This window comes from Sphingomonas oryzagri (genome assembly GCF_029906645.1).
Lineage (GTDB): Bacteria > Pseudomonadota > Alphaproteobacteria > Sphingomonadales > Sphingomonadaceae > Solisphingomonas > Solisphingomonas oryzagri.
Genome location: NZ_JARYGZ010000005.1, coordinates 128,906 through 153,994 on the forward strand (window position 1 = coordinate 128,906; position 25,089 = coordinate 153,994).

The following is a 25,089-nucleotide window of genomic DNA, read 5'->3' on the forward strand; positions in this document are numbered from 1 at the left end:
TCGTCCCTGCGATCCCCGGCCGGCTCTCCCCCCTCCGCCGGCCGGGGATCTCCCCCAAGATCCGGTCTAGCGCCCGATCGCGCTCGCGTGGTCCATCACCTTGCGCGCCAGCGCTGCGAGCATGTCGAGCTTGTCCTGTTCGGGCAGATCGCGGGCCTGATTGTCGATGACGCACAGTGCGCCGAGCGGCTGGCCGTTCTCGGCCACCAGCGGCATGCCCAGATAGAAACGGATGTCCGGCCCGGACAGCACCAGCGGATTGCCCGCGAAGCGTTCGTCGGAACTCGCGTCGGTGACGAGCAGCGGCTGGCTGCAATCGAGCATCGCATGCGCGCAGAAGGAGGCGGCTCGCGGCGTTTCCGAAGCCCCAAGGCCGAAGCGCGCCGGGAAATACTGGCGCTCGTTGTCGACGATCGAGATGGCGGCGATCGGCGTACCGAACAGATCGGCGGCCTCGCGCACGATGGCGTCCAGCGCGGGATCGCCGGCGGCGTCAAGCAGGCCCGAAGCCTCGACCGCGCGCTGGCGGTCATCCTCATCATCCGGGCGGCGGGCGGGGCTGTAATAGATCGTCATGCGGCGTTCGCCATGTGGGTGTGATCCTTCCGCCGATCGGGCCGCAGGGGCAGCACGACCTGGCCTGTCGGGGCGGGCTGGAGATCGAGGCGGGCGACGCGCAGCGCATTCTTGCCGCCCCGCTTCACCTCGTACATCAGGGCATCGGCGGATTCGACCAGCCTGGCCGTGTCCGCGACCTGCTGGGCCGGCACCACCATCGCGCCCATGCTGCAGGTGACGGCGTGGCCGGTGCTGCGCAGAATGACGCTCAGCCGATGGTGCAGCCGCTCGGCAGCGATGTCGCCCTGCGCGCAGTTGGGCACCGTCATCAGCGTCACGAACTCGTCGCCGCCGATCCGCGCGAACAGATCGTGCGAGCGGATCGCATCGCTTGCCTTTTCGGAGAAATCGCAGAGCAGGCGGTCGCCGGCGGCATGGCCGAACCCGTCGTTCACGCCCTTGAACCCGTCCAGATCGACATAAGCGAGTACCAGTGAATCGCCCCGTCGCTGCGCGTGGCTCACCAACGAGCCGAGGCGGCGCTGGAAGGCGGCCTTGTTGAGCACCCCGGTCAGCGGATCGGTCGTCGCCGACCAGCGCGCCTGATCGAGCGCATGGCGCAGGCCGGAGGCGATCGCCACCACGAAGATCGCCGTCAGGCAGCGCGCGAGCATGTTCCAGAACAGCGTCGCCCGCCCGACCTGGGTGGTATGCAGATCGAAGCCGAAACGGTGGTTCGCCGCCAGCATCAGAACGGCGAACACGCCGACGCCGAGGCCGGTCCGCTCGCCCACGCACCAGCTGCCGAAGCAGGCGATCGCGAGGTAGAAGATTCCGAAGTTGACCTCCGGCCCCGTCTCGAAATCGACGATGGCGGTGACGAGCAGGGCTATGCCGAGCACGATCTGCGCGCGTGATCGCGGCAGACGCATCGAGGCTTCCGCCATACGAGCGAAGGTGGCCGATAAAGGGGACGCGGATGGGGGCTGTCGCCGCACTGGGACCTCCGAAACTACGGCCCCATTGCTAATCTGGATTGGTTACCCAGGAGTTGATCTTCCGCACCGATACGACCTTCGTCTAAGGGCTTGCACGAAGACGGGAGAGACGCATGGACTGGACGCTGCGGCCGGCGGGCAGGGAGGATGCGGATCGGCTGGCGCTGATCGGCGCGGCGACCTTTCTGGAGACCTTCGTGGGCATATTGGAAGGCGACGCGATCGTCGCGCATTGCGCGCGCGAGCATGGCGTCGATGCCTATCGCGCGCTGCTGGCGACAGAGCGGAGCGCGGCGTGGATCGCGGAGGCGAAGGCGGGTGGTGCGCCCTTGGGGTATGCGCTGGTCACCGCGCCGAAGCTCGCGCAGGCGGAACCGGGCGATCTGGAGCTGAAACGGATCTACAGCTTCTCGCGCACCCATGGGACCGGGCTGGGTGCGGCGCTCATGGGGCGGGCGACGGGCCATGCCGAGGCGGTGGGGGCGAGGCGCCTGCTGCTGGGTGTGTTCGCCGGAAACATGCGCGCGCTGGCTTTCTACCGAAGGCACGGTTTCGCGAAGATCGGCGAGCGCCGCTTCCGCGTCGGCAGTCAGGAATGTGAGGATGTGGTGCTGGCGAGGCCGTTATTCGGCGAGGGCCGGTAGCGAGCAGACGTCGATCCAGCGCGCATCGACCAAAGTGGCGAGCCGATCGGGCGTCAGCCGCACCGAACTGGTGCGTGATCCCGCCGCCGGATAGACCTCGGCGAAATCCTTGAGCGATACGTCGCAATAGACGGGAAGGGGGGTGGCGAGCCCGAACGGGCAGACGCCGCCGACCGGGTGGCCGGTAAGGGCCTCGACATCCTCGGCACACAGCATGCGCGGGCGGCCTCCGAATGCGGCCTTGGTCTTGCGGTTGTCGAGCCGGGCGTCGCCTCTGGCAACGATCAGGATCGCCTCGTCATTGACCCTGATGGACAAAGTCTTGGCGATCTGTCCCGGCTCGACCCCCAGTGCCAGCGCCGCCTCGTTCACCGTGGCGGTGCTGGCACCCTGATCTATGATCCCGATATCGGGCGCTTTTTCCGCAAGGAAGGCGCGAACGCTATCGAGGCTCACGGGATCTTGCCGAACGGGGCTTAGCCGTTCAGCTTGTCCTTGACGGCCTTGGCCGGCGAGAAACCCAGCTTCTTCGAGGCGGCGATGGTCATCGCGGCGCCGGTGGCCGGGTTGCGGCCTTCGCGCGCCGGGCTGTCCTTCACCTTGAACTTGCCGAAGCCGGAGATCGAAACTTCGGTGCCCTTGGCGGCCGCATCGGTGATGGCGGTGAAAACGGCGTCGACGACCTTGCGGGCGTCCGCCTTCGACAGGCCGTGGCCGGCAGCAATCTGCTCGGCGAGCTCGGTGTTATTCATGGAACTCGTCTCCTCCTTAACGAAGCCGGAGCACATAGCCGTGGAATTCGGGCAAGGTCCAGCCTGAACAGGCGTTTTTCGGGCGATTTAGGGCAGCAGGAGGGTCGAACCGGTCGTGGAACGCGATTCGAGCGCGCGATGGGCGTCCCCGGCATCGGCCAGAGCGAAGGTCTGGCCGACCGGGATGGTGACCGCGCCGCTGGCGATCTGCGCGAACAGCGCGCCCGCGAGATCGCGGCGTTCCTGCGCATTGCGGGCATAATGGGCGAGGGTCGGTCGGGTGACGAAGATCGATCCGGTTTGCGAGAGCGCGAGCGCGTCGATCGGTGGCACCGGGCCGCTGGCATTGCCGTAGGTGACGAGAAGCCCGCGCGTCGCGACCGAGGCGAGCGAGGCCGCCCAGCTCGCCTTGCCGACGCCGTCGAGCACCGCCTCGACACCCTTGCCACCGGTCAATTCGCGGACCCTGGCGGCGAGATCGTCCATCGGGCAGGAGAGGGCGTGGTGGGCGCCGAGCTTCGTGGCGATCGCCGCTTTCTCCGCCGAGCCGGCATGGGCGATCACGGTGACACCGATCGCTTTCAGCCATTGCACGAGGATCGAGCCGACCCCGCCGGCGGCGGCGTGGACCAGCACGGTCTGCCCCGCCGCGATCTTCGCGCACGGGCCGATCAGGTAGGCGGCGGTCATGCCCTTGAGCATCGCGGCGGCGGCGGTCTGGTCATCGATCGTGTCGGGCAGCGGGACGAGCAGGTCGGCGGGCAGCGTGCGGACGGTCGCATAGCTGCCCGGCGAGCCGCCGGCATAAGCGACGCGGTCGCCTGCCTTCAGCCCCTCCACACCTTCGCCGACCGCCTCGACAACGCCCGCGGCTTCGGTGCCAAGGCCGGAAGGCAGCGTCATCGGGTAGAGACCGGTGCGGTGATAGGTGTCGATGAAGTTCAGCCCGATCGCGCTCTGCCGCACGCGTGCCTCACCTGCACCGGGTGCGGTGGGAGCGATCTCCTCGCGCTCGATCTGCTCGGGGCCGCCATGCGCGCGGATGATCATGCGGAAATCGGACATGCGGGTCTCCGTCAGTCGGAAATGGCTTCGGTGCTCAGGATCTCGATCGCCTCGGGCTTGCCGCCGAAATCGACCTTCTCGCCGACATAGCCGCCGATCATCGCGCGGGCGAGCGGAGCGGAGAAAGCGAGGCGGCCCTCATTCGGCTCGGCCTCGTCGTCGCCGACGATGTCGATGCGCTTCGTCTGGCCGTTGAGCTTGAAGGACACGCGCGATCCGAATGCCACCTCATCCTCGGGCGGCGGGGGCGTGGGCTGGGCGGTCGCCTGACGGGTACGCCAGTAGCGCAGGACGCGGCCATGCTGTTCTCGCTCGGCCTCGGGCAGAGCGGCGGCGTCGATCGCCTCCAGCTCCGCCACCTTCGCCTCGATCTGCGCGAGGCCGCGCGCCGTCACCAGATTGGGGCCGGGCGGCAGCGGCAGCTCGAATTTCGGTTCCTTATGCTCGTCGTCGCTTTCGCGGCGGAACGCTACGCTCACGGTGATCCTCTCCCTCGTTCGAGAGGGCGATATGGCGATGACCTTTCGGTTACGCCACCCCGATCACGAGGCGTCCCAAGCCTGCCGGATCAGCGGCACGAGCGGCGCGATCTCGTCTGCGGAGGTGATCCGCATCTCCGCCTTCAGCCGCTCCGACCAGACCGGCCGCTTCGGCGCGACGAGGCCGGGCGCGGCGTCCGGCTCCACCGCGAGGCCGAGCAGCACCGCCCCCTTGTCGGGCCGGGCGGCGGCGAACTGGTAGGCGCGCGAGAAGGCCGAATAGGTCTTGCGCTGGCCGATCACGACGTCGGGCAGCGCGACGATCTGTGCCTTCACCGCCTCGAAGATCGCGCGCAGGGCGTCGTCCTTCCACAAGGTATCGGCAAGTGCATCAGGCTGCCCCCAACCCGTTTCCTTCGGGAACGCGATGCCGAGGATCACCGATGCGCGGTTTTGGCCGAGGCCGTGATGCTCCTTCATCCAGCCCAGCCGCGCGCGATGCTTCGTTTCCGGGCAGGTGCGGGCAATGGCGGCCCATTCGTCCAGCGACTTGCCGGTTTCCTTGACCAGATTCTCCTTGATCGAGGCCATCCACGCCTTCTGCTGCGCGGTCATCGTATCGGGTGCGGCGGGCATCGACATCCTCCCCTGATGCGCTCCGCATCATAAGGCGCTAGAGGCGGACACGAAACAAGCCCTGGAGCGCGCAGCTTGAGCAGGCCCGACAAGCACTTCCACTCGATCCACGCCCACGGCTTCGTGCGCGTCGCGGCGGCGACCCCGATCGCGACCGCCGGCGATCCCGCACGCAACGCCGAGGCCGCATTGGAACTGGCGAAGGAAGCGGATGCCGCCGGCGTCGATCTCGTCGTCTATCCGGAACTCAACATCTCTTCCTACGCGGTGGACGATCTCCACCTGCAGGACGGTTTCATCGCCTCGACCGAAGCGGCGATCGCGGCCGTCGTGGCAGGGAGCGCGAAGCTCAAGCCGGTGCTGCTGGTCGGCGCACCGCTGCTGCGCAACGGCCGGCTCTACAATTGCTGCTACGTGATCGCGCGCGGGCGGCTGCTCGGCATCGTGCCGAAGAGCTTCCTGCCCAACTACCGCGAATATTACGAGAAGCGCTGGTTCGCGCCCGGCGTCGGGCTGACCGGCCTCAGCGTCGAGATCGGCGACGAGAGCGTGCCCTTCGGCACCGACCTGCTCTTCGCCGCGTCCGATCTGCCGGGCTTCGTCTTCGCCGCCGAGATCTGCGAGGATTACTGGGCGCCGACGCCGCCTTCCACGCAAGCCGCGCTGGCGGGCGCGCTGATCCTCTGCAACCTGTCCGCCTCCAACATCGTGATCGGCAAGGCGCGAGAGCGGGCGCTGCTGGCCGCCGCCCATTCGGCGCGGACCTGCTCCGCCTATGCCTTCGCCGCCTCCGGTCCGGGGGAGAGTACCACCGATCTGAGCTGGGACGGGCAGGCCTTCATCTACGAGCTGGGCGACGAACTGGCCGCCTCCTCGCGCTTTTCCGCCACGGCGGAGCTGACTATCGCCGATGTCGATACCGGCCGCCTGCGCGCCGAGCGGATGCGTTTCGGCACCTTCAACGACGCCGCCGCCGCCGCTGGCCATCCCGAGACGCGCACTCGCCGGGTGAGCTTCGATCACAAGCCGGCCTTCGCTGACATCGGCCTCAAGCGCGCCGTCGCCCGCTTCCCCTTCGTGCCCGATGATCCCGCCCGGCTCGACGAGGATTGCTACGAGGCGTTCAACATCCAGGTGGAGGGCCTGTCCAAGCGCGTCTCAGCGTCGCGCGCCAAGCGGCTGGTGATCGGCGTGTCCGGCGGGCTGGACTCGACCCACGCGCTGATCGTCGCGGCCAAGGCGTTCGACCGGCTGGGCCGTTCGCGCGCCGACATCCTGGGCTTCACCATGCCGGGCTTTGCGACGGGGGCCGATACCAAGGGTAATGCCTGGGCGCTGATGGATGCGCTCGGCATCACCGGCGCGGAGATCGACATTCGCCCCGCCGCCACCCGGATGCTGGAGGATATGGACCACCCGTTTGCGGGCGGCGAGCCGGTCTACGACGTGACCTTCGAGAATGTGCAGGCGGGACTGCGCACCGACTACCTTTTCCGCCTCGCCAACCAGCGCGAGGGGATCGTGGTCGGCACCGGTGACCTGTCCGAGCTGGCGCTGGGCTGGTGCACCTACGGCGTCGGCGACCAGATGAGCCATTATGCCGTCAATGCCGGCGTGCCCAAGACGCTGATCCAGTTCCTGATCCGCTGGTGCATCCAGACCAGCCAGTACGACGCCGCGACGGACGAGGTGCTGGCCCGCATCCTCGGCACCGAAATCTCGCCCGAGCTGGTGCCGGCGGGCGCGGACGGCGCGATCCAGTCGACCGAGGCGAAGATCGGGCCGTATGCGCTCAACGACTTCTTCCTCCACCACATCGTGCGCTGGGGAATGGACCCGGCCAAGATCGCTTTCCTCGCGCTCAAGGCATGGGGCGATGCGGAGGCGGGCGAATGGCCGCTCGGCGTGCCGGAGGCGCAGCGCGTCGCCTATGACCTGCCGACGATCCGGCATTGGCTGGAGCGCTTCCTGTTCCGCTTCTTCCAGATCAGCCAGTTCAAGCGCTCGGCCATCCCCAACGGCCCGAAGGTCTCGACGGGCGGCGCGCTCAGCCCGCGCGGTGACTGGCGGGCGCCGTCGGACGGCACGGCTGCGCCGTGGCTCGCGGCGCTGGAGCGGGTGCCGAAGTCCTAAATCCTCTCCCTTTCGGGGGAGGATGAGATCATTACGCCTTCCGCAAAGCCTCCGGCTTGTGTGCCGCGCGCTTGCCTTCGTCGGTCTCGACGATGAACTGCGGATCGTCCTTCGACGCGGCGACAGTGTGACCCTTTACGCTGGTGCGTTTGGTGACCTTCTTCACCACCTTGCCTTCGGCGGTGCCGCCATGGGAATTCCACTCCACGCGGTCGCCTTCCTTCACGTGTCCCATCTCCTGTCTCCTCAGGCGACGGAACGGGCAGGGGCGGGGCGACGTTCCGGACGCGAAGTGGAGGCCCGATGCGCGACGACTATCTGATCTTCACGCCGGACGATGTCGATCTCACGCGCTCGCCGCTGCGGCGGGGCGTGGCCGAGCCGACCTTCGTGCTCGGCGCCTTCAACCCGGCGCTGACCCGGCTGCCGTCGGGCAACCTCCTGCTGATGGTCCGCGTCGCGGAGGCGCTCGCCAAGCCGGTCGAGGGCGACCATGCCCGCGCGATCCGTTGGACGGCCGACGGCTACGTCCTCGATCCGCACCCCGTCGCGGGTATCGACATGGCGGACCCGCGCTATTTCCTCGTGAAAGGCGGTGCCTATCCGCAGATGGGGCTGACCTCGCTCAGCTGGCTGCTGCCGGTCGAGCTGACGCCGGACGGTCGGGCCATCGTCGCCGTCCACTACGATCGCGCCATCGAGCCGCGTGCGTCCTACCAGGATTATGGCATCGAGGATCCACGCATCAGCCGGATCGACGGGCGCTACTACATGACGGTCTGCTCCTGCTCGGCGGAGCGGCACGGCACCTCGCTCTACACCTCCGGCGACGGGTTCGATTGGCGGCTGGAGGGGCTGGTGCTCGATCACCAGAACAAGGACATGCTGCTGTTCGAGGGCAAGCCCGGCGGCAAGTTCTGGGCGCTGACCAGGCCGATGGGCGAGCTGTATTTCGCCTATCCCGAACATGCGGGCTTCGCGGGCGGGCCGGTGATCCACCTCGCCTCGTCGCCCGACGCTCTGCACTGGAAGCCGTGCGACCGGCCCGGCATCCGGGCGCGGCGCGGCTCCTCCTCGGCGATGAAGGTGGGCGGCGGTACGCCTCCGATCCTGACCGACGCCGGTTGGCTGGCGCTCTATCACGGCGTCGAGCCGCGCGAGAAAGTCGGCGTCTATCGCACCTTCTGGGCGCTGCTCGATCGCGACGATCCCGCCACCATCCTGCGGCTGGAAGACTCGGCGCCGCTCATCGAGGCGGACCCGGAGCTGACCCACCCGATCGCGCACCGCCTCTATCTGCCGACGCCGGTGGTGTTCACGACCGGGATCGTCGGCGGTGGGGCGAGCTTCATCGTGGCGAGCGGCGAGGCCGATCTCGCCTGCCGGATCACGCATATCCCGAAGAGCCGGTTCGCCTGATCCGTCCCGCCGAGGGACTCGCGGGACAGCGAAAATTCCGCAGCCAAAGGGTAAACAGTTCGTTAAGCTGCGACCATGTTCGAGGCAACGCGCACGCTTTCCGCACAGTCGCTGTCCGCAGCGCTGATCCGCCGCCGCAAGCCGCTGATGCTGGCACCACCCGCTTATGCGGTGGAAATGCCGATCGAACTGGTCGAGGAGACCGAAGCCCGCTGGCCGGGCTGGAAGCAGGATCTGCGCTTCTTCCTAGGCTGCTATGCCGCCGGGCTGGTCTTCTTCTTCATCATGTTGAGCTGAACGCCGGCGCGCAGGCGCGGTGGAGCCGCCAGGCGACGGCCGCTGCCGCGACGCTGCCCGCCGCCGTGACGATCAGCGTGTCCTCGACCCGCACGCCGACGCGCACCAGGCCCGCGAAGAGCAGCGCCCCCACCACCATCGCGCCCGAATTGACGATGTTGTTCGCCGCCACCGTGCGCGCGGTGTGGAGCTTGTCCACCGTGGTGGTCAGGAAAGCGTAGAGCGGCACCACGAACATGCCGCCGAACACCGCGACGCCGAACAGGTCGAGCAGGATGTGCTTGGCGTGGGGGAGGTCGACGAAGGCCCTCCAGCCGATCATCGCCTCCGGAGCTTCCCACCGCGTGATGACATGATGGAGATCGAGCAGGCAGGCGCCCATCAGCAGTGCCACGGCGGGCGCGTAGCGGGCCGAAACGGTGCCGCCCAGCATCCGGTTGATCGCGATCGACCCGACGCCGACGCCGACCGAGAAGACGGCGAGGAACAGGGTCGCGACCTGCTGGTCGGCCTCCAGCACGTTCTTCACCAGTGGCACGAACAATGTACCGAGGATCGCGGCCTGCATCCAGAAGCAGCTGATCGCGCCCACCGCCAGCATCAGGCGCGGCACGTGGAGCGTCTCGGAAACAAGACGGATTGAGGCGCGCACGACGTGCAGGTCGATCGTATGATCCTCGATCACCGGCGGGGCGGGGGGCACCTTGGCGCCGGCAATGCGGCCGACCAATGCGATCGCCATGATCGCCGCCGCCACTGCCGGCGCGGGAATCACGCCGCCCGCGAGGATGCCGAGCAGCACGCCGATATAGGTGCCGGCCTCGACCAGGCCGGTGCCGCCCAGCACCTCGTCACGATGCAGATGCTGGGGCAGCAGCGCATATTTGATCGGGCCGATGAAGGTGGAATGCGCGCCCATCGCGAACAGCGCGAGCAGCAGCAACGTCACCGATTGCAGCATCAGCCCGACCGCGCCGACCGCCATGATCGCGATCTCGGCGGTCTTCACCAGGCGGATGATCCACGCCTTGTCGCGGCAGTCCGCGAGTTGGCCGGCGAGCGCGGAAAAAAGGAAGAACGGCAGGATATACAGCGCGTTGGCCGCCGCGTTGAACGCCGCCTCCAGATGATCGTCCGAGAAGATCCGGTAGGTGACGAGCATCACCATCGCGGTCTTGAAGAGATTGTCGTTGAAGGCGCCCAGGAACTGGGTCGTGAACAGCGGCAGGAATCGCCTGCGCGCGAGAAGCCTCAAGGATGCCTGCATATCGGAACGCGAAAACCCGTCTTTCCCCAAGGATGCGACGCGACATAGCGCAGCCGGGCGCCGACGCCAAATTCTACAATGGCCGAACCGCATCGAGGTTCAACGGAGTGGTTCAATCCGGCGCAACCTTCGGCTAGGCTGTCGCACCGATGCTGTCCCTGCCCAATATCCTCACCCTGTCGCGTATCTTCGCCGTCCCGATTCTGGTGGGCCTGCTGTGGCACCCCGGACCGGTCGGCTATGTGCTGGCCTTCCTGCTCTACGCGCTGGCCGGGATCACCGACTATTTCGACGGCTATCTGGCGCGCGCGCAGGGCACCGTGTCGAAGCTCGGCATCTTCCTCGATCCGATCGCCGACAAGATCATGGTCGCGGCCGTGATCGTGATGCTGATTTCGACCGAACGGGTGATCGGCCCGCATCCGGTGGTGACTGGCTGGCACGTGATCGCCGCACTGGTGATCCTGCTGCGCGAGATCGCGGTGTCGGGGCTGCGCGAATTCCTCGCCCAGCTGTCGGTCTCGGTGCCGGTCAGCCGCCTCGCCAAGTGGAAGACGACCTTCCAGATGGCGGCGCTCGGCCTGCTGATCCTCGCGGGCGCGTTGCCGGCGATGCCGTGGGTGCATGACGTGGGCCTCGCCTGCCTGTGGCTGGCGGCCGCGCTGACGCTGATCACCGGCTGGGACTATCTGCGCGTCGGCCTGAAGCACATGGACTGATCATGATCCGGTTGCTCTATTTTGCCTGGGTGCGTGAGGCGATCGGCAAGGATGGCGAGGCCGTCGATCCGCCGGCAGATGTCGCTGATGTCGCCGCGCTGGTCGCCTGGCTGGCGGCACGGGGCGGGGGCTATGCCGAGGCGCTCGCCGATCCGGCACGGTTGCGCGCGGCGGTGGACCAGACCTTCGCGCCGCTTTCCACGCCGATCGCCGGAGTAGGGGAGATCGCCCTGTTCCCGCCGGTGACCGGCGGATGAGCACCCGCGTAGCCGCGCAGGAAGACGATTTCGACGTCGCGGCCGAGCTGGCGCGGCTGGAGGCGCTGGGCGGCGGCGGGGTGGCGAGCTTCACCGGCGTGGTGCGCGGCGGTGATGGGCTGACCGCGCTGCGCCTCGAAGCCTATCCGGGCATGACGCTCCGCGCGCTGGAGTCGATCGCGGCGGAGGCGATGGCGCGCTGGTCGCTGCTCGGCTGCACGCTGATCCATCGCCATGGCACGCTGGCGGTGGGCGAGCGGATCGTGCTGGTCGGCACCGCGTCCGGGCACCGGGCTTCGGCGCTGGAGGCCTGCGCCTTCCTCATCGACTGGGCCAAGACGAAGGCACCGCTTTGGAAGCAGGAGCTGTTCGCGGATGGCTCCGCCCGCTGGGTCGAAGCGCGCGCGGAGGACGATGTCGCGGCCGCCGAATGGGACGCCAGCGCGGAGCATGGCAAGCCCTGAACTTCATCCTCCCCACGCTTCGCGCAGGGAGGATCAGGGTTACGCCGCCTTCTTCAGCGCCGCCGCCAGCAGTTCGAATTCCTTCGCGCGCGGGCTGCCCTTGCGCCAGGCGAGCGCGATGCGGCGGCTCGGCTTCTCGGCGTCGAGCGGGCGGGCCTGCACGCCGGTGCCGTTGAGGATGCCGGCCTCGATCGCCATCTCCGGCAGCAGCGTGACGCCGAGGCCATTGTCGACCATCTGCACCAGCGTATGCAGCGAGGTGCCCAGCATCGCGGCCTCCGCGCCCAGTTCCGGCCGGTTGCAGGCGGCCAAGGCATGGTCCTTCAGGCAATGCCCGTCCTCGAGCAGCAGCAGCTCGCGCTCGTCGATCGCCTCGGGTGGTACGCGGTTGGCGAACTCCGCCTTCTGCGCCTCAGGGAAAGCGAAGAAGAGCTTGTCCTCGAACAGATCGGCCGATTCCACGTCACCGCAGCGATAGGGGAGGGCCAGCAGCACGCAGTCGAGCCGCCCGCGCTGGAGCGAATCGCAGGCCGATGCCGTCACCTCCTCGCGCAGGTAGAGCTTCAGGTCCGGCCATTCGGCGCGCAACTTGGGCAGCAGGCGGGGCAGCAGGAAGGGGGCGATGGTGGGAATCACGCCCATGCGCAGCTCGCCGGAAAGCGGCTTTCCTGCCGCGCGTGCGAGATCAGTCAGCACGTCCGCCTCGGCCAGCACGCGCCGCGCCTGCATCGCGATCCGCTCGCCCACGGGGGTGAAGCGGACGACGCGTCGGGTACGCTCGACCAGCGTCAGGCCCAGCAGCGACTCCAGCTCGCGAAGCCCGGCCGACAGCGTGGATTGCGTGACGAAGCAGGCTTCGGCGGCATTGCCGAAATGGCCATGTTCCTGCAACGCCACGAGATATTGGAGCTGCTTCAGCGTGGGGAGATAGGTGCTCATAGAACGGCTTTTTCGATCATGGGCACAAGAATAATCGATTTGCCCTATCCATGGCAATGCTGCAGAGCCGCATCGAAAGTTTCGCACCCGCACACGGCGGGTGCCCATTTGGGAGACCAGACATATGCTGACCGTTGGCGACAAGTTCCCGGCCCTCACCCTTCCCGTCCAGCAGGGCGTCGACGCCCTCCCGAACGGCGAGACGATCGATACCGGCGACACCGGCGGCAAGTGGAAGGTCGTGTTCTTCTGGCCGAAGGACTTCACCTTCATCTGCCCGACCGAGATCATCGGCTATGGCGACCTGAAGGGTGACTTCGCCGATCGCGACGCCGTTCTCATCGGCGCCTCGACCGACACCGATTTCGTCCACTTCGCATGGCGCAAGTCGGACGAGCGTCTGGCCGCCTGCGATTTCCCGTGGATCGCCGACAATTCGAAGAAGCTCGCTTCCGCGCTCGGTATCGTCGCCGAGGAGGCTGGCGTCGCCTACCGCGCGACCTTCATCGTCGATCCGCACAACGTCATCCAGCACGTCACCGTGAACGGCCTCAACCAGGGCCGCAACCCGGCCGAGGCGCTGCGCGTGCTCGACGCGCTGCAGACCGACGAGCTGTGCCCCTGCAACTGGTCGCAGGGCGAAGAGGTTCTGAAGCCGGCCGCGTAATCTGCCCGCTTCATATGCTCTAAGCGCGGCCCGGCTTCTCCCCCTCCCCGAACCGGCCGCGCTCTCTGGGGCGCGCGGGACCCTGTCTCGCGCGCCCCTTTCTATTCCAGGCCTTTCTCAGGAGATTTCCATGTCGCTCAAGACCTTCGCCGAAGCCCTGCCCGATTATGCCAAGGATCTGCGCCTCAACATCGGCTCGCTGGTCGGCGATCAGACGCTGGGCGACCAGCGCAAGTACGGCCTGCTGCTCGCCTGCGCGCACGGTACCGGCTACAAGCCGATCGTCGAGGCTGCCGAGGCCGAGGTGGAGGGCAAGCTCTCGGCCGAAGCCGCCAATGCCGCGCGTGCCGCCGCCGCGATCATGGCGATGAACAACGTCTACTACCGCTTCGTCCACCTCGCCTCGAACCCCGAATATGGCACGCTGCCGGCCAAGCTGCGCATGAACGTGATCGGCAATCCGGGTATCGAAAAGGACGATTTCGAGCTGTTCAGCCTCGCCGTCTCGGCGATGAACGGCTGCGGCATGTGCATCGATTCCCATGAAAAGGTGCTCAAGGGTCACGGCGTCCCGTCCGAGGTGATCCAGACGGCGGCGCGCATCGGTGCCGTGGTGAAGGCGGTCGCGACCGTCCACGCGACGCTCTGATCGTCCCATAAGCGGGCAGGGGGGCTTCCATAAGGAGGCACCCCCTCGCAATCTTTACCGTCCGGTCCTAAATAGGGCGCTGGACAAGGGGAGTTGCATTGATGCCCGGCCGTCTGGTCGCCTATCTGGATTCGATCAAGGCGCGCGATCCCGCGCCGCGATCGCGCTGGGAAGTGCTGCTCTACCCCGGTGTGTGGGCGGTCTTCTATCACCGCATCGCGCACGCGCTCTTCAATCGCCGGATGTTTTTCCTCGCGCGGCTGGTGAACCACTGGTCGCGCATGGTGACCGGCAACGACATCCATCCCGGCGCGGTGATCGGCCGCAACCTGTTCATCGATCATGGCTGGTCCGTGATCGGCGAGACGGCGGTGATCGGCGACAACGTCACCATCTATCAGCACGTCACGCTGGGAGGCACCAATCCGGTCAACGGCGTCGGCGGCAAGCGCCACCCAACCCTGCTGGACGGTGCGGTACTCGGCTCCGGCGCGCAGGTGCTGGGGCCGGTGACGGTGGGCGAGGGTGCCAAGGTGGGCGCCAACGCGGTCGTCACGCGCGATGTGCCGGCGGGCGCCACGATGATCGGTATCCCGGCCAAGCCCATGCTGGTCGATGCCGCGGAAACGCAGCGCTTCACGCCCTACGGCACGCCGTGCTGCGACCAGTTCGATCCGGCCTCGCAGCGCCTCGAGATCATGCGCTGCGAGATCGAGCGGCTGTCCGGCAAGATCGAGGAACTGATCCGCGAGCGCGACGATGCCCGCAGCAAGCTCACCCGCACCGCCCCCGATCGGGAGAGCGCGTGAGCGCGGTCGTCACACCCTTTCCGGGGAGCGGGCGGCCGGGGCAGGTCGCCTTCGAGCGGCCCGAACTGATGCGCATCCTCGATCTCTACGGCCGCATGGTCGCGGCCGGGCACTGGAAGGATTATGCGATCGACTTCGGGCGCGAGGCGGCGACCTTTTCCGCCTTCCGCCGCACCGCCGAACGTCCTGAATTCCGTATCGAGAAGCGCCCTGCACTGCGTCATCGCCAGGGGATGTGGGCGCTGGTTGGCGAGCATGGCGCGGTGCTGAAGCGCGGGCAGGAACTGGGGCCAGTGCTGGCGCCGGTCGAGCGCAAGCTGATGAAGCTGGTCGAAGACTAGAAGCTCATCCTGAACTTCACCTTCTTGCCCCGGATCCTGAGCATGGCTGGGTCATGAGGCGGTGCGGGAGGTGGGGTGAGGTCGGTGGCGAGCCAGCGGGTCGCGCTTGCATGATGGCCGATTTCCATCGCGGGGCGGACGGCGAAGCGGGTCAGATCGAAACGGCTGGCGAGTGGTAGGTGCGAAGGTTCGGGCGGCATCGCCTCGGCGGCGCCGGCCCACAGGACAGATGCTAAGACAAGCCACCCACGCATGACCTGAACCCAATTCGCATGACAGCGGGTTCAAAGCCTGCGTGGGTAGCCGGGTTCCCTCAGATCAGGCCGAACGCGGTGTCAGCGCGGTGGGCTGATGCGCTTCCGGCAAGCGGGTGCGCAGCCCATCCGGCAGAGCGGAGAGCACGGCGGCACGCACGCTCGTCCAGTAAGCCGAGAGCATCAGCAGCGCGGAACCGAGGATCAGTGCCGTCAGCGCGATGTTGAGGCTGACCGCGCCGAACTCGCGGAACAACTCGGACAGCGCGTAGAGCACATAGGCCAGCGCCGAGACCATCAGCGCGCGCCGGTCGATCGCCAGCGCCACCAGCCCCAGCACGATATAGAGCGCGACCACCACGCTCGCGCCGCCGAGGCCGACGCCGCCCTGCAGCAGCCCCATCATCGCGAATACCGGGTGTACGATCAGCGGCGCGGCGAGCAGGTGCAGCCAGAAGGCGACATCGGCGCGACGCGTCTCGCGCTTCGGATCGCTCATGTCCCAGCGCATTGCGAGGCCGAAGATCACAAGGCCGGCGACGAAGGCCGGGGTCTGTACCCCAACATGATCGGAGGCCTGCGGCACGATCGAGGCGATCAATGCGAGCAGCACCGCGACACCGGTCGCCGCACCCGCCGCCACCGTGATCGGCACGTGGAAGCGTCGCCAGTGCGCCCAGGCGCCGCCGCCCGCGACGAGCGCGGAGCCGGCGATCACCAGCGCGCCGATCGGCTTGTCGAGGCCGTGCGGGCCGGTGGTGTCGAGCATCGCCGCGACAGCCGAACCGGTCATCGCGAACAGCCCGCCGACGAAACCGACGAGCAGCAGGATCGAGGGCAGCGCCATGCGGCGGCGTGCGGTGAACAACTCGGCCAGCGCCCAGCTCGCCACCGCGACGAACAGCCCGCCGAGCGGCCGCGGCCCTTCGGCGAGACCGAGCGGGATGGCCTGCCCGATCCAGCCCAGCGCCACCAGCAGCAGCACGCAGGCGATCGAAACGAAGATGTCGTTGAAGCCGGTGATGAGCCGGAAATGTTCCTCGTCCACCGCCGCCGTGCGGCTGGCGCGGGCCAGGAATGAACGCATACGCTCGATGGACTGCCGGTCCACCACACCCGCCGCGATCGCGGCCTCCAGATCGTCTTCGCTGTACATGAGCGGTTTCCTCCTGAAGTGGAGGATACGCTTAGTGTATTAGTGATGCAATACGGCATGTCGCTGGATGCCAAAACGGCCCGGGCGATCGTTCGCCCGGGCCGCCGGCACCCTCTCCCGAGGTGCTGCCCGATGATCGTTCGTCTTACGCGAACTGGTTCATCGTGTTGTGGGCGCCGCCGGCCTTGAGCGCGGCCTCGCCGGCGAAGGCTTCCTTGTGATCGTCGCCGATGTCGGAGCCCGACATGTTCTGGTGCTTCACGCAGGCGATCCCTTCGCGGATCTCCTTGCGCTGCACCCCGGCGACATAGCCCAGCATGCCCGCCTCGCCGAAATACTCCTTGGCGAGATTGTCGGTGCTGAGCGCAGCCGTGTGATAGGTCGGCAGCGTGATCAGGTGGTGGAAGATGCCGGCGCGCTTCGCCGCATCCTTCTGGAAGGTGCGGATCTTCTCGTCGGCTTCCTTGGCCAGATCGGTGGCGTCGTAGATCACGCTCATCAGCGCGGCGCGCTCGTATTGCGACACGTCCTTGCCCGCCTCGGCCCACGCATCATAGACCTGCTGGCGGAAGTTCAGCGTCCAGTTGAAACTGGGCGAGTTGTTGTAGACCAGCTTGGCGTTCGGGATCACCTCGCGGATGCGATCGACCATGCTGGCGATCTGCTCGATATGCGGCTTCTCGGTCTCGATCCACAGCAGGTCCGCCCCGTGCTGCAGCGAGGTGATGCAATCGAGCACGCAGCGGTCCGCACCGGTGCCTGCCCGGAACTGGAACAGGTTCGAGGGCAGGCGCTTGGGGCGCATCAGCTTGCCGTCGCGGTTGATGATGACATCACCGTTGCGCGCGGTCGCCGGATCGATCTCCTCGCAATCGAGGAAGCTGTTATACTGGTCGCCGATGTCGCCAGGCTCGTTCGAGACGGCGATCTGCTTGGTCAGGCCGGCGCCCAGCGAGTCGGTGCGGGTGACGATGATGCCGTCGTCGACGCCGAGCTCGAGGAAGGCGTAGCGGCAGGCGCGGACCTTGGCGAGAAAGTCCTCGTGCGGCACGGTGACCTTGCCGTCCTGGTGGCCGCACTGCTTCTCGTCGGAGACCTGATTCTCGATCTGCAGCGCGCAGGCGCCGGCCTCGATCATCTTCTTGGCGAGCAGGTAGGTCGCCTCGGCATTGCCGAAGCCCGCATCGATGTCGGCGATGATCGGCACGACGTGCGTCTGGAAATTGTCGATCTGCGCAAGCAACTCGGCTTCCTTCGCGGCATCGCCGGCGGCGCGCGCCTTGTCGAGATCGCGGAAGATCAGGCCCAGCTCGCGGGCGTCGGCCTGCTTGAGGAAGGTGTAGAGTTCCTCGATCAGCGCGGGCACGCTGGTCTTCTCGTGCATCGACTGGTCGGGCAGCGGCCCGAAATCGGAGCGCAGCGCCGCGACCATCCAGCCGGACAGGTACAGATACTTGCCCTTGGTGGTGCCGAAATGCTTCTTGATCGAGATCAGCTTCTGCTGCCCGATGAACCCATGCCAGCAGCCCAGCGACTGGGTGTAGTTGGCCGGATCGGCATCATAGGCGGCCATATCGGCGCGCATGATCTTCGCCGTATATTTCGCGATGTCGAGACCGGTGTTGAAGCGGTTCTGCAACTTCATGCGCGCCACCGCCTCCGGGCTGATTCCGTCCCAGGTGCCGTTGAAGCGCTCGATGAGGGCGCTCGTGGTGTCGATTTCGGTCTGATAGGTCATGATGCTTCCTGGGACGTTGGGTAATGGTGGAAAGGCCCGTCTCAGCCGAGGCGGCCGAGGCGGTGGTAGAGGTTGCTGAATTTGACCGACTCCGGGCTGTCCGCGACGGTGCGCAGATGCGCGGCGACGGCCTCGCGCAGCAGCTGGAAGTCCTCGGTCGAGAAGACGGCGCGGGCGCGGGCGGGTTCGGGCTGGATCATCGTCTGGGTGGTCATCGTAGCTCTCCGTGTGCTGGGGCGATCCCGTCGAGGGGCCGCGTCATGAACAGGGAGATGCGCCCATCGCTCCGCCGTTTGAAGAACGATGAGTGACGATTGGTAGAGGTGTGACCGGTTCAATCTGTCACATTATGACAACGTGAACGCTGGTTTCATGGTCAGCCGGCGTTCAGTAGCGTGGGCGCAGAGATGGCTGCGCAGGGTCGATTTTTCGGGGTTTCATCATGGTAAGGCGTGAAGTGTCGCATCGCTTGCTGCTCGTCGGCGCAGCGACCGTGTTGCTGCAGACGGGCGTGACGGCGGCCGTGGCGCAGTCCTATCCGCCGCCGTCGCAGCAGGGAGGCTATGACGACGATCAGGGGCCTCCACCCGGCTATGACAGTCGACAGGCGCCGCCCGCCGGCTATGACGACGATGGCGGTCAGGGTGGCTATCAAGGCGACGACCAGGGGCCGCCGCCGGGGCAGGGCAATTACCCGCCTCCGCCGAATGGCCGATATTCCGGCGGCCAGTATGCGGCGCCTCCGCCTCCGCCTCCCGGCTATGACGGATCGCAGCTTCCCCCACCGCCGCCCGGCTATCAGGCTGGGCCGGACGCCGCGCAGCAGGCGACACAGGACCAGCAATATGCCGCGTATGCCCAGCAGTGGGCGCAGGCCTATTGTGTGAAGGCCCATGCCGATACGGGCGCCGGCGCGGTGATCGGCGGCGCGATCGGCGCGCTGCTCGGGTCGAGCGTCGCCGGCCGTCACGATCGTGCGGGCGGGGCGATCCTTGGCGCCGGCGTCGGCGCACTCGGCGGGGCGGCCGTCGCCAACGGGACGAACAGCAACGCCACCAGCCCAGGCTGTCCGCCGGGCTTCGTCGTGCGCGGCGGTGCGCCGGCCTTCGCATATGGCGGGCCGGCTTATTATTATGCGGCGCCGACCTGGTATCACCCGTGGGTGTTCTACGGCGGAGTGTGGACCTACCGGCCGTACCCGTACCACGTCTGGTATTACCGCCATTACGGCTGGGGTGGCCCGCGCGGCTATTATCACGGCCCGCGTGGTTACTATCGCCGCCGTTGGTGATCGGCCGGCCGGGGCGCCACGGCGCCCCGGTCAGTTTCAGGCTGTGCCTTCGGAATCCAGCGCATAGCCCGCCGAGCGGACGGTGCGGATGATGTCGGGCATCGCGCCGTCGTCGTTGATCGCCTTCCTCAAACGGCGGATATGGACGTCCACGGTGCGCGGCTCGATGTCGGCTTCCCGGCCCCAGACCGAATCGAGCAGCCGCTCGCGCGAGAAGACGCGGCCGGGATGTTCGAGGAAGTGGCGGAGCAGGCGGAATTCGGTCGGCCCCAGCGCGATCGGCGAACCGTCGCGGCGGACCTTGTGGCCGACCAGATCCATCTCGATGCCGCCATATTCCAGCCGCTCGCCGGCCAGCGCCGGGCGCACGCGGCGCAGCACGGCGGACACGCGCGCCAGCAGCTCGCGCGGGCTGAAGGGCTTGGTGACGTAATCGTCGGCGCCGGTCTCGAGGCCGCGAACGCGATCCTCTTCCTCGCCACGCGCGGTGAGCATGATGATGGGGAGGTTGGCGGTCTCGGCGCGGCGGCGCAGGCGGCGGCATACCTCGATGCCTGACAGGCCCTCGACCATCCAGTCGAGCAGCACGAGATCCGGCGTCTGCTCGGCGGCGAGCAGCAGCGCTTCCTCGCCGTCGGGCGTGCGCTCGACGTCGAAGCCTTCCCGCTCCAGATGCCACGAAACCAGTTCGGCGAGGGCGGCGTCGTCCTCCACCAGCAATACCCGTCCGGGCATTCGTTTACTCCGCGCCCGGCGTGAGGGGGTCGCCGCCGCGCGGACGCTCGATCAGCTGCTCGCCGGTGGCGGCGAAGAACACCATCTCGGCGATGTTGGTCGCGTGATCGCCGATCCGCTCGAGATTCTTGGCGATGAACAGCAGGTGCGCCGATTCGGTGATGCTGGTCGGGTTCTCCATCATGTAGGTGAGGAGGGTGCGGAACAGCGAGTTGTAGAAATCATCGACGTGGCGATCGGCTTCCTGCACCGCCACCGCGCCGGCGGCGTCGCGCGCCGCATAGGCGTCGAGCGCGCCGCGCACCATGTCGCTGACCGAACGGGCCATCGCCGGCAGGATCGCCATCGGCTCGGACGAGCGCATCTCGGCGAGCAGCGGCACGCGCTTGGCGATGTTCTTGGCATAGTCGCCGATGCGTTCGATCACGCCGGAAATCTTGAGCGCGGCGACCGCGTCGCGCAGATCGTCGGCCATCGGCGCGCGCAGCGCGATCAGGCGGAGCACGGAGCGCTCGATCTCGGCCTCCAGCTCGTCGATCTTGCGATCCTCCTGCACCACCATCGCGGCGGCTTCGAGATCAATGCGCGAGAGCGCCTGGATCGCGGCGGTGATCGCCGCCTCGGCACGGCCGCCCATCTCGGAGACGAGGCCCCGGATCTGGCCGAGATCGCTGTCGAACGCCTTTACGGTGTGGCCGGTGGTCGCCATGTCTTGAAAGTCCCCAATGCCGGACGACAGCCTAGCCCGCGACGACCGCGAACGAAAGGTGGAGGCGCCCGTGAGGCCTCTGCATGGGAATTGTTACAATATCGGGTCAACCCCGCAGGAAGGTCGGCTGCTCGAACTCGAGGTGGTTGTCGATCACGTCATCGTGGTAATATTCGAGCAGGGCGCGCAATCCTGGGACGCGCCCTTCGTCGCTGTGTCTGCTGACAAGAAAGAGCCGGATCGCCGTACCATAGGTGTTAGCCATGCTCTTCGTGCTTGTCCCGACATCGGCTTGCAATTGTGCCGCCGGGTCGTCGGATCGCAAGGTGGGGCGCGGCGGATGCAGGATGGTAAGTTGATCCTTGAGCGCTAGGGCTTGGGCGAGCGGAACGATGCCGATCGCGCCGGGATTCCCGGCTACAATGCGGGCGACCATCGCAGCATCCGCGCCGTGGCCCGCATAGGCACCGTCAGTGCGCACCTTCTGAGCATCCTGCAGGATCGGGCCGTAGAGCGTGTCGGCGATGCCGGGCGTCGGTGTCGGACCGTGGATGACGATCGGGATGGCGGGCAGGCCGGGGCGTACATTGGCCCATGTCTTCGCGTTCGAGGTCAGCGCCTTGGCGATGTCAAAACGGGAGAGGTCGGAGAAGGTCGGGGCCCCCTTCGCCTCGACCAGCACGACCGCTGTAGTGCCGATTGGCTTCTGCTCGATATCGGTCGATCCGTTCGCGGCGCAGCGGGCCTGCTCGTCGGCCGTCATCTTGCGCGTGGTGATCAGGATGTCGGGGCGGGTCGGATTGTCCCTGTCGCAGAAGCGGGCGATGCCCTCACCGGTGCCGCCCGCGCGGACCAGTGGGGCCAGCACGTCCGGATCCTCGCGCATCAGCCGCTCGGCGACTTCGGTAGAGAGCAGGTAACCGGCGCTCGATCCGGCGATGTGGATCTGGTGCGGCGCGGCGCCGGTCGGCGCCTTCGAGCAGGCGGCTAGCGGGAGGAGGGCGAGCAAGGCGAGGCGACGCATGGCGGCAGATGTAGCGCCAGACTCCCCTCCCTGAAAGGGAGGGGCAGGGGTGGGTCTCGGGTCACGATACGGGAACCAAGTGTGGCAACCCGAAAGTCACGCGTGCCTCCACCCACCCCTCGATCCCCTCCCTTTCAGGGAGGGGAAGCCGGTTCATTCCGCCGCCACGCTCTGCGTCGTCGTCGCGATCGGCAGCAGCACCGTCACCGTGGTGCCGACGCCCTGCGTGCTGGCGATGTCGAGCCGGCCGCGATGGCGCTCGACGATGTGCTTGACGATGGCGAGGCCGAGGCCGGTGCCGCCCGCCTGCCGGCTGCGCCCGGCATCCACGCGGTAGAAGCGCTCGGTGAGGCGGGGGAGGTGCTGGGGCGCGATGCCCTCGCCCTCGTCGGCGACGGCGAGCCGGATCATGGTCGTGCCGCTGCGCATCACCTTCACCCGCACCGCCTTGGCCGGATCGCCATATTTGAGCGCGTTGCCGACGAGATTGTGAAGCAGCTGCGAAAGCTGCGCGCGATCGCCCGAGACCGGCGGCAGGCCATCCTCGATCGCCAGCTCGATCCGGTCCTTGGTCTTGTCCCCGCGCAGCGTGTCGGCGGTCTCGCGGGCCAGCGCGCCGAGCGCGATCGTATCGGACGGGGTGCGGTGCTTGTCCGCCTCGATGCGCGACAGCGAGATCAGGTCGTCGACCAGCCGCTGCATCCGCCGCGCCTCGCCGGCCATGATCTTGAGGAAGCGCTCGCGCACCGGCGCCTCGTCCGGCCCGTTGGCATCCTCCAGCGTCTCGATGAAGCCGATCAGGCTGGCGAGCGGCGTGCGCAGCTCATGGCTGGCATTCGCGACGAAATCGACGCGGATGCGCTCGGTGGCGCGGGTCGCGGTGCGATCCGACAGGCGGACGAGGCGCGCGCCGGCGCCGAGCGGCTGGGTGGAAAGCACCCAATGCCGGTCCGCCGCGCCCAGCCCGATGAGATCGACGCTGCCTTCCGCATTGGCATCTCGGGTCAGCAGTTCTGCGGCCGCGGGATGGCGGATCGCGACGCGGACGTCATCGCCGACGACATGCTCGCCGAGCACACGGATCGCGGCGGCGTTGGCGCGGACCACCTGCCGTCCTTCGACCAGCAGCAGCGGATCGTCGACCGCGCCGAGCAGATCCTCGACCTTGGGGGCGGCGGGGGCGGGGGGCGGCGCGGGCTCCGCCTCGGGTTTCGGCTCCCGGCTCCAGCGCTGGGCGACCCACATCAGCAGCGCGATGCCGACGCCGAGCAGGATCCCGGCCGACAGCGTCACCGGCTCGGCTGCGGCGGCGAGCGCCAGCGCCAGCCCGCAGACCAGCGCCAAACCACCCAACACGCCCGCTATGCCGATACGCTCCATGCCGTTCCGTCCCGCTTTGCGCCGATCCCGCGACAACCGCCTCTTTATGCGCCGCTCCGTTTACGCTTATGTAGGGAGGAATAACGCATTCGGGGGCTTGATGGCTGAGGATTGTGACAAGCCGGAGAAATCCGCCGAAAATGCCGATACGGTGCGGCCTGCCGGCACCGGGCGGCGCGGCGTGCTGATGCTCGGCGCGGTCGCCGCCTCCTCGGTAGTGACGGTGCGCCCGGCGCTCGCCTCGACCGCCGCGTCGGTGCTCAACTGCAAGATCCCGATCCCCGATCCGCCCCACAACGGCCAGTATATCTCGGCCGAGGGGCGACTGGTGGCACCGGGTACGCAGGGCGCCTTTGCGCCTGCACCGCGCCCGGTGACGGGAGACGAGGCGAAGAAGATGATCAACGGCATGTCGCCGCCGGGTTTCGATCCCAACGCACGGCAGGCGTACGTCAACTACATCCGCCGGCTGCAGCACGGCACGAGTGGCTTCACCTGCTACGCCTCGCTGCAGATGCCGGGGCGCTGAGCCTGTTCTGACATGCGCTACGCGGCCGATCCGCCGACGGCCCGGCTGACGGTCGCGCTGGACGCGCTGGTCGCGATCTACCACCGGCCTTCCGGCACGACGCACCTGCTCGCTTCGCCCGCGCCCGAGCTGCTCGATGCGCTGGGTGAGGGGGCGGCGGATGCGCCCGAACTGCTCGCGCGACTGTCGCGGCAGTTCGAGCTGCCCGATGCCGCCGCCGAGGCGATCGAGGCGCGGATGGAGGAACTGGTCGCGGCGGGCCTCGCCTGGCGCGCATGAGGCACGGCGTCCGGCTTCAGGTGGGACCGGTGGGTTTCCGCATCGGATCGGACTGGCGGGGCCCGGTCGCGGCGCTGGAGCGGCTCTACGCCGGTTATCCGCGGCCCGAGGTGCCGGACGTGACCGTGCGCCTCTTCGCCCAGCGGCCGTGGCGGAGGTTCATCCGGCCATCGGTGGAGATTTCGGGCGATTTCTGGTTGCCCGACGCGGCGCCGCTGCCGCTCGCTCAAGGGTTGCTCGCCGCCGAGATGGGGATGAACCTCCAGGTCGCGCTCGGCTGGCGGCGGCATCTGCTGCTTCATTGCTCAGCGGTGGAGCGCGACGGGCGGGTGCTGTTGATGTCGGGTGCCAGCGGATCGGGCAAGTCGACGCTGGCGACGATGCTGGCGATGCGCGGCTGGCGCTTCCTCGGCGACGAATTCGCCTTCGTCGGGCTGGACGATGGGCGCATCCATCCCTTCCCCCGCGCCTCCAGCCTGAAGAACGAGGCGGTGGCGGCGGTGCGCGCGGCGGGCGGCACGGTCGGCCCAGTGCTGGAGGGGACGCCCAAGGGGACGATAGGCTACTGGCGCCCGCCCGAAGGCGCGATCGCCCGGATGCACGAGGCCGCGCCACCCGCGCTGCTGCTCTTCCCGCGCTTCGGTCGGCCCGAGGCTGTCGAGCGGCTGGCAGCGAGCGAGACGTTCATGCTGCTGACGCAGGCGTCCACCAACTACGTCTCGCTGGGCGAGGCGGGTTTCGGCGCGCTCAGTCGGCTGGTGCAGAGCGTGCCGGCGCTGGGGATTGACTATCCCGATGGCGACGCCGGAATCGCGCTGGTCGAGCGGCTGTGGGGGGAGCTGTGAGCGATCTCACTCCGTTCGTCCTGAGCGAAGTCGAAGTGCGTGCCTCACGCGCATCG

General features: G+C 67.7%; 33 protein-coding genes. 15 read left to right on the plus strand and 18 right to left on the minus strand.

All coding sequences use genetic code 11. From position 1 onward, the window contains the following. Positions 1 to 66: 66 nt before the first annotated feature. Positions 67 to 576, minus strand: a complete 510-nt coding sequence (locus QGN17_RS19870; RefSeq protein WP_281046339.1) for a GAF domain-containing protein — start codon at positions 574 to 576, stop codon at positions 67 to 69. Continuing rightward, positions 573 to 1,490, minus strand: a complete 918-nt coding sequence (locus tag QGN17_RS19875) for a GGDEF domain-containing protein (protein WP_281046340.1) — start codon at positions 1,488 to 1,490, stop codon at positions 573 to 575. Before QGN17_RS19875 ends, QGN17_RS19870 begins: the two co-directional genes overlap by 4 nt. Before the next feature lie 179 nt (positions 1,491 to 1,669). Between QGN17_RS19875 and QGN17_RS19880 the strand changes: the two genes are divergently transcribed. Next, entirely contained in the window at positions 1,670 to 2,200 is a 531-nt protein-coding gene (locus tag QGN17_RS19880) for a GNAT family N-acetyltransferase (RefSeq protein ID WP_281046341.1), read from the plus strand. On the opposite strand, the gene QGN17_RS19885 is transcribed toward QGN17_RS19880, so the two are convergent. From QGN17_RS19885 to QGN17_RS19905, 5 genes are all read right to left on the minus strand, one after another. After that, on the minus strand, positions 2,180 to 2,656 hold the full coding sequence (locus QGN17_RS19885) for a YbaK/EbsC family protein (protein ID WP_281046342.1): 477 nt from the start codon (positions 2,654 to 2,656) through the stop codon (positions 2,180 to 2,182). The genes QGN17_RS19880 and QGN17_RS19885 overlap by 21 nt on opposite strands. Positions 2,657 to 2,676: 20 nt before the next feature. Continuing rightward, positions 2,677 to 2,952 (minus strand): HU family DNA-binding protein, encoded by a 276-nt coding sequence (locus QGN17_RS19890; RefSeq protein WP_022691037.1) that lies wholly within the window; start codon positions 2,950 to 2,952, stop codon positions 2,677 to 2,679. Positions 2,953 to 3,039: 87 nt separating this feature from the next. Beyond that, a complete protein-coding gene (locus tag QGN17_RS19895; protein ID WP_281046343.1) occupies positions 3,040 to 4,017 on the minus strand; it encodes a quinone oxidoreductase family protein in 978 nt (325 codons plus the stop codon). Between the two features lie 11 nt (positions 4,018 to 4,028). Continuing rightward, on the minus strand, positions 4,029 to 4,496 hold the full coding sequence (locus QGN17_RS19900) for a GreA/GreB family elongation factor (protein ID WP_281046344.1): 468 nt from the start codon (positions 4,494 to 4,496) through the stop codon (positions 4,029 to 4,031). Between the two features lie 63 nt (positions 4,497 to 4,559). Further along, complete coding sequence (locus QGN17_RS19905; RefSeq protein ID WP_281046345.1) at positions 4,560 to 5,132, minus strand: DUF5655 domain-containing protein; 573 nt, start codon at positions 5,130 to 5,132, stop codon at positions 4,560 to 4,562. A gap of 75 nt (positions 5,133 to 5,207) precedes the next feature. Between QGN17_RS19905 and QGN17_RS19910 the strand changes: the two genes are divergently transcribed. Beyond that, positions 5,208 to 7,265, plus strand: coding sequence for an NAD(+) synthase (locus QGN17_RS19910; protein ID WP_281046346.1), 2,058 nt, complete (start codon positions 5,208 to 5,210; stop codon positions 7,263 to 7,265). 31 nt (positions 7,266 to 7,296) lie between these two features. On the opposite strand, the gene QGN17_RS19915 is transcribed toward QGN17_RS19910, so the two are convergent. Continuing rightward, on the minus strand, positions 7,297 to 7,500 hold the full coding sequence (locus QGN17_RS19915) for a hypervirulence associated TUDOR domain-containing protein (protein WP_281046347.1): 204 nt from the start codon (positions 7,498 to 7,500) through the stop codon (positions 7,297 to 7,299). 68 nt (positions 7,501 to 7,568) lie between these two features. Between QGN17_RS19915 and QGN17_RS19920 the strand changes: the two genes are divergently transcribed. Both QGN17_RS19920 and QGN17_RS19925 read left to right on the plus strand, forming a co-directional pair. Then, positions 7,569 to 8,684: a glycoside hydrolase family 130 protein gene (locus QGN17_RS19920; RefSeq protein ID WP_281046348.1), complete on the plus strand. Its 1,116-nt coding sequence runs from the start codon at positions 7,569 to 7,571 to the stop codon at positions 8,682 to 8,684. Positions 8,685 to 8,759: 75 nt separating this feature from the next. Continuing rightward, positions 8,760 to 8,981, plus strand: a complete 222-nt coding sequence (locus QGN17_RS19925; protein ID WP_281046349.1) for a hypothetical protein — start codon at positions 8,760 to 8,762, stop codon at positions 8,979 to 8,981. On the opposite strand, the gene QGN17_RS19930 is transcribed toward QGN17_RS19925, so the two are convergent. Continuing rightward, positions 8,968 to 10,248 (minus strand): MFS transporter, encoded by a 1,281-nt coding sequence (locus tag QGN17_RS19930; protein ID WP_281046350.1) that lies wholly within the window; start codon positions 10,246 to 10,248, stop codon positions 8,968 to 8,970. The genes QGN17_RS19925 and QGN17_RS19930 overlap by 14 nt on opposite strands. Positions 10,249 to 10,397: 149 nt before the next feature. Between QGN17_RS19930 and pgsA the strand changes: the two genes are divergently transcribed. The 3 genes from pgsA to QGN17_RS19945 are packed head-to-tail and all read left to right on the plus strand — an operon-like array spanning position 10,398 to position 11,688. Then, the gene (gene pgsA, locus QGN17_RS19935; protein WP_281046351.1) at positions 10,398 to 10,967 is read left to right on the plus strand and encodes a CDP-diacylglycerol--glycerol-3-phosphate 3-phosphatidyltransferase; all 570 of its coding nucleotides are present in this window, start codon (positions 10,398 to 10,400) and stop codon (positions 10,965 to 10,967) included. Positions 10,968 to 10,969: 2 nt separating this feature from the next. Next, on the plus strand, positions 10,970 to 11,224 hold the full coding sequence (moaD, locus tag QGN17_RS19940) for a molybdopterin converting factor subunit 1 (RefSeq protein ID WP_281046352.1): 255 nt from the start codon (positions 10,970 to 10,972) through the stop codon (positions 11,222 to 11,224). Further along, entirely contained in the window at positions 11,221 to 11,688 is a 468-nt protein-coding gene (locus QGN17_RS19945; RefSeq protein WP_281046353.1) for a molybdenum cofactor biosynthesis protein MoaE, read from the plus strand. Before moaD ends, QGN17_RS19945 begins: the two co-directional genes overlap by 4 nt. 39 nt (positions 11,689 to 11,727) lie before the next feature. Here the strand turns inward: QGN17_RS19945 and QGN17_RS19950 are convergent, their stop codons facing one another. Next, on the minus strand, positions 11,728 to 12,627 hold the full coding sequence (locus QGN17_RS19950; protein ID WP_281046354.1) for a LysR substrate-binding domain-containing protein: 900 nt from the start codon (positions 12,625 to 12,627) through the stop codon (positions 11,728 to 11,730). Positions 12,628 to 12,751: 124 nt separating this feature from the next. Between QGN17_RS19950 and QGN17_RS19955 the strand changes: the two genes are divergently transcribed. From QGN17_RS19955 to QGN17_RS19970, 4 genes are all read left to right on the plus strand, one after another. Next, positions 12,752 to 13,294 carry a peroxiredoxin gene (locus QGN17_RS19955; protein WP_281046355.1) on the plus strand — a complete coding sequence of 181 codons (543 nt, stop codon included), beginning with the start codon at positions 12,752 to 12,754 and terminating at the stop codon, positions 13,292 to 13,294. Between the two features lie 130 nt (positions 13,295 to 13,424). Beyond that, entirely contained in the window at positions 13,425 to 13,943 is a 519-nt protein-coding gene (locus QGN17_RS19960) for a carboxymuconolactone decarboxylase family protein (protein ID WP_281046356.1), read from the plus strand. Positions 13,944 to 14,044: 101 nt separating this feature from the next. Beyond that, positions 14,045 to 14,752 (plus strand): serine O-acetyltransferase EpsC, encoded by a 708-nt coding sequence (gene epsC, locus QGN17_RS19965; RefSeq protein ID WP_281046357.1) that lies wholly within the window; start codon positions 14,045 to 14,047, stop codon positions 14,750 to 14,752. After that, on the plus strand, positions 14,749 to 15,093 hold the full coding sequence (locus QGN17_RS19970) for a DUF2794 domain-containing protein (RefSeq protein WP_022691023.1): 345 nt from the start codon (positions 14,749 to 14,751) through the stop codon (positions 15,091 to 15,093). The genes epsC and QGN17_RS19970 overlap by 4 nt, the downstream gene beginning before the upstream one ends. Here the strand turns inward: QGN17_RS19970 and QGN17_RS19975 are convergent. From QGN17_RS19975 to QGN17_RS19990, 4 genes are all read right to left on the minus strand, one after another. Continuing rightward, positions 15,090 to 15,293: a hypothetical protein gene (locus QGN17_RS19975; protein WP_281046358.1), complete on the minus strand. Its 204-nt coding sequence runs from the start codon at positions 15,291 to 15,293 to the stop codon at positions 15,090 to 15,092. The genes QGN17_RS19970 and QGN17_RS19975 overlap by 4 nt on opposite strands. Before the next feature lie 118 nt (positions 15,294 to 15,411). After that, on the minus strand, positions 15,412 to 16,503 hold the full coding sequence (locus QGN17_RS19980; RefSeq protein ID WP_281046359.1) for a hypothetical protein: 1,092 nt from the start codon (positions 16,501 to 16,503) through the stop codon (positions 15,412 to 15,414). A gap of 145 nt (positions 16,504 to 16,648) precedes the next feature. After that, positions 16,649 to 18,241 (minus strand): isocitrate lyase, encoded by a 1,593-nt coding sequence (locus QGN17_RS19985; RefSeq protein WP_281046360.1) that lies wholly within the window; start codon positions 18,239 to 18,241, stop codon positions 16,649 to 16,651. Positions 18,242 to 18,282: 41 nt separating this feature from the next. After that, complete coding sequence (locus QGN17_RS19990) at positions 18,283 to 18,456, minus strand: hypothetical protein (RefSeq protein WP_022691020.1); 174 nt, start codon at positions 18,454 to 18,456, stop codon at positions 18,283 to 18,285. Positions 18,457 to 18,683: 227 nt separating this feature from the next. Between QGN17_RS19990 and QGN17_RS19995 the strand changes: the two genes are divergently transcribed. Beyond that, a complete protein-coding gene (locus tag QGN17_RS19995; RefSeq protein WP_281046361.1) occupies positions 18,684 to 19,532 on the plus strand; it encodes a glycine zipper domain-containing protein in 849 nt (282 codons plus the stop codon). Positions 19,533 to 19,568: 36 nt separating this feature from the next. Here QGN17_RS19995 and phoB read toward each other — a convergent pair whose 3' ends face one another. The 4 genes from phoB to QGN17_RS20015 form a co-directional block, all read right to left on the minus strand. Then, a complete protein-coding gene (gene phoB, locus QGN17_RS20000; protein WP_022690298.1) occupies positions 19,569 to 20,267 on the minus strand; it encodes a phosphate regulon transcriptional regulator PhoB in 699 nt (232 codons plus the stop codon). Between the two features lie 4 nt (positions 20,268 to 20,271). Beyond that, a complete protein-coding gene (gene phoU, locus QGN17_RS20005) occupies positions 20,272 to 20,976 on the minus strand; it encodes a phosphate signaling complex protein PhoU (RefSeq protein ID WP_281046362.1) in 705 nt (234 codons plus the stop codon). 106 nt (positions 20,977 to 21,082) lie between these two features. Next, on the minus strand, positions 21,083 to 22,000 hold the full coding sequence (locus tag QGN17_RS20010) for a PstS family phosphate ABC transporter substrate-binding protein (protein ID WP_281046363.1): 918 nt from the start codon (positions 21,998 to 22,000) through the stop codon (positions 21,083 to 21,085). A 153-nt stretch (positions 22,001 to 22,153) separates the two neighbouring features. Further along, positions 22,154 to 23,380 carry an ATP-binding protein gene (locus QGN17_RS20015; RefSeq protein WP_281046364.1) on the minus strand — a complete coding sequence of 409 codons (1,227 nt, stop codon included), beginning with the start codon at positions 23,378 to 23,380 and terminating at the stop codon, positions 22,154 to 22,156. Between the two features lie 100 nt (positions 23,381 to 23,480). Here QGN17_RS20015 and QGN17_RS20020 point away from each other — a divergent pair, with 100 nt between their 5' ends. From QGN17_RS20020 to QGN17_RS20030, 3 genes are read left to right on the plus strand one after another with little or no spacing between them, the layout of a single operon-like run. Continuing rightward, positions 23,481 to 23,909, plus strand: a complete 429-nt coding sequence (locus QGN17_RS20020; RefSeq protein WP_281046365.1) for a hypothetical protein — start codon at positions 23,481 to 23,483, stop codon at positions 23,907 to 23,909. Between the two features lie 12 nt (positions 23,910 to 23,921). Beyond that, a complete protein-coding gene (locus tag QGN17_RS20025; RefSeq protein ID WP_281046366.1) occupies positions 23,922 to 24,188 on the plus strand; it encodes an HPr-rel-A system PqqD family peptide chaperone in 267 nt (88 codons plus the stop codon). Then, positions 24,185 to 25,033 (plus strand): HprK-related kinase A, encoded by an 849-nt coding sequence (locus QGN17_RS20030; RefSeq protein ID WP_281046367.1) that lies wholly within the window; start codon positions 24,185 to 24,187, stop codon positions 25,031 to 25,033. Before QGN17_RS20025 ends, QGN17_RS20030 begins: the two co-directional genes overlap by 4 nt. The last annotated feature ends 56 nt before the right edge of the window (positions 25,034 to 25,089 follow it).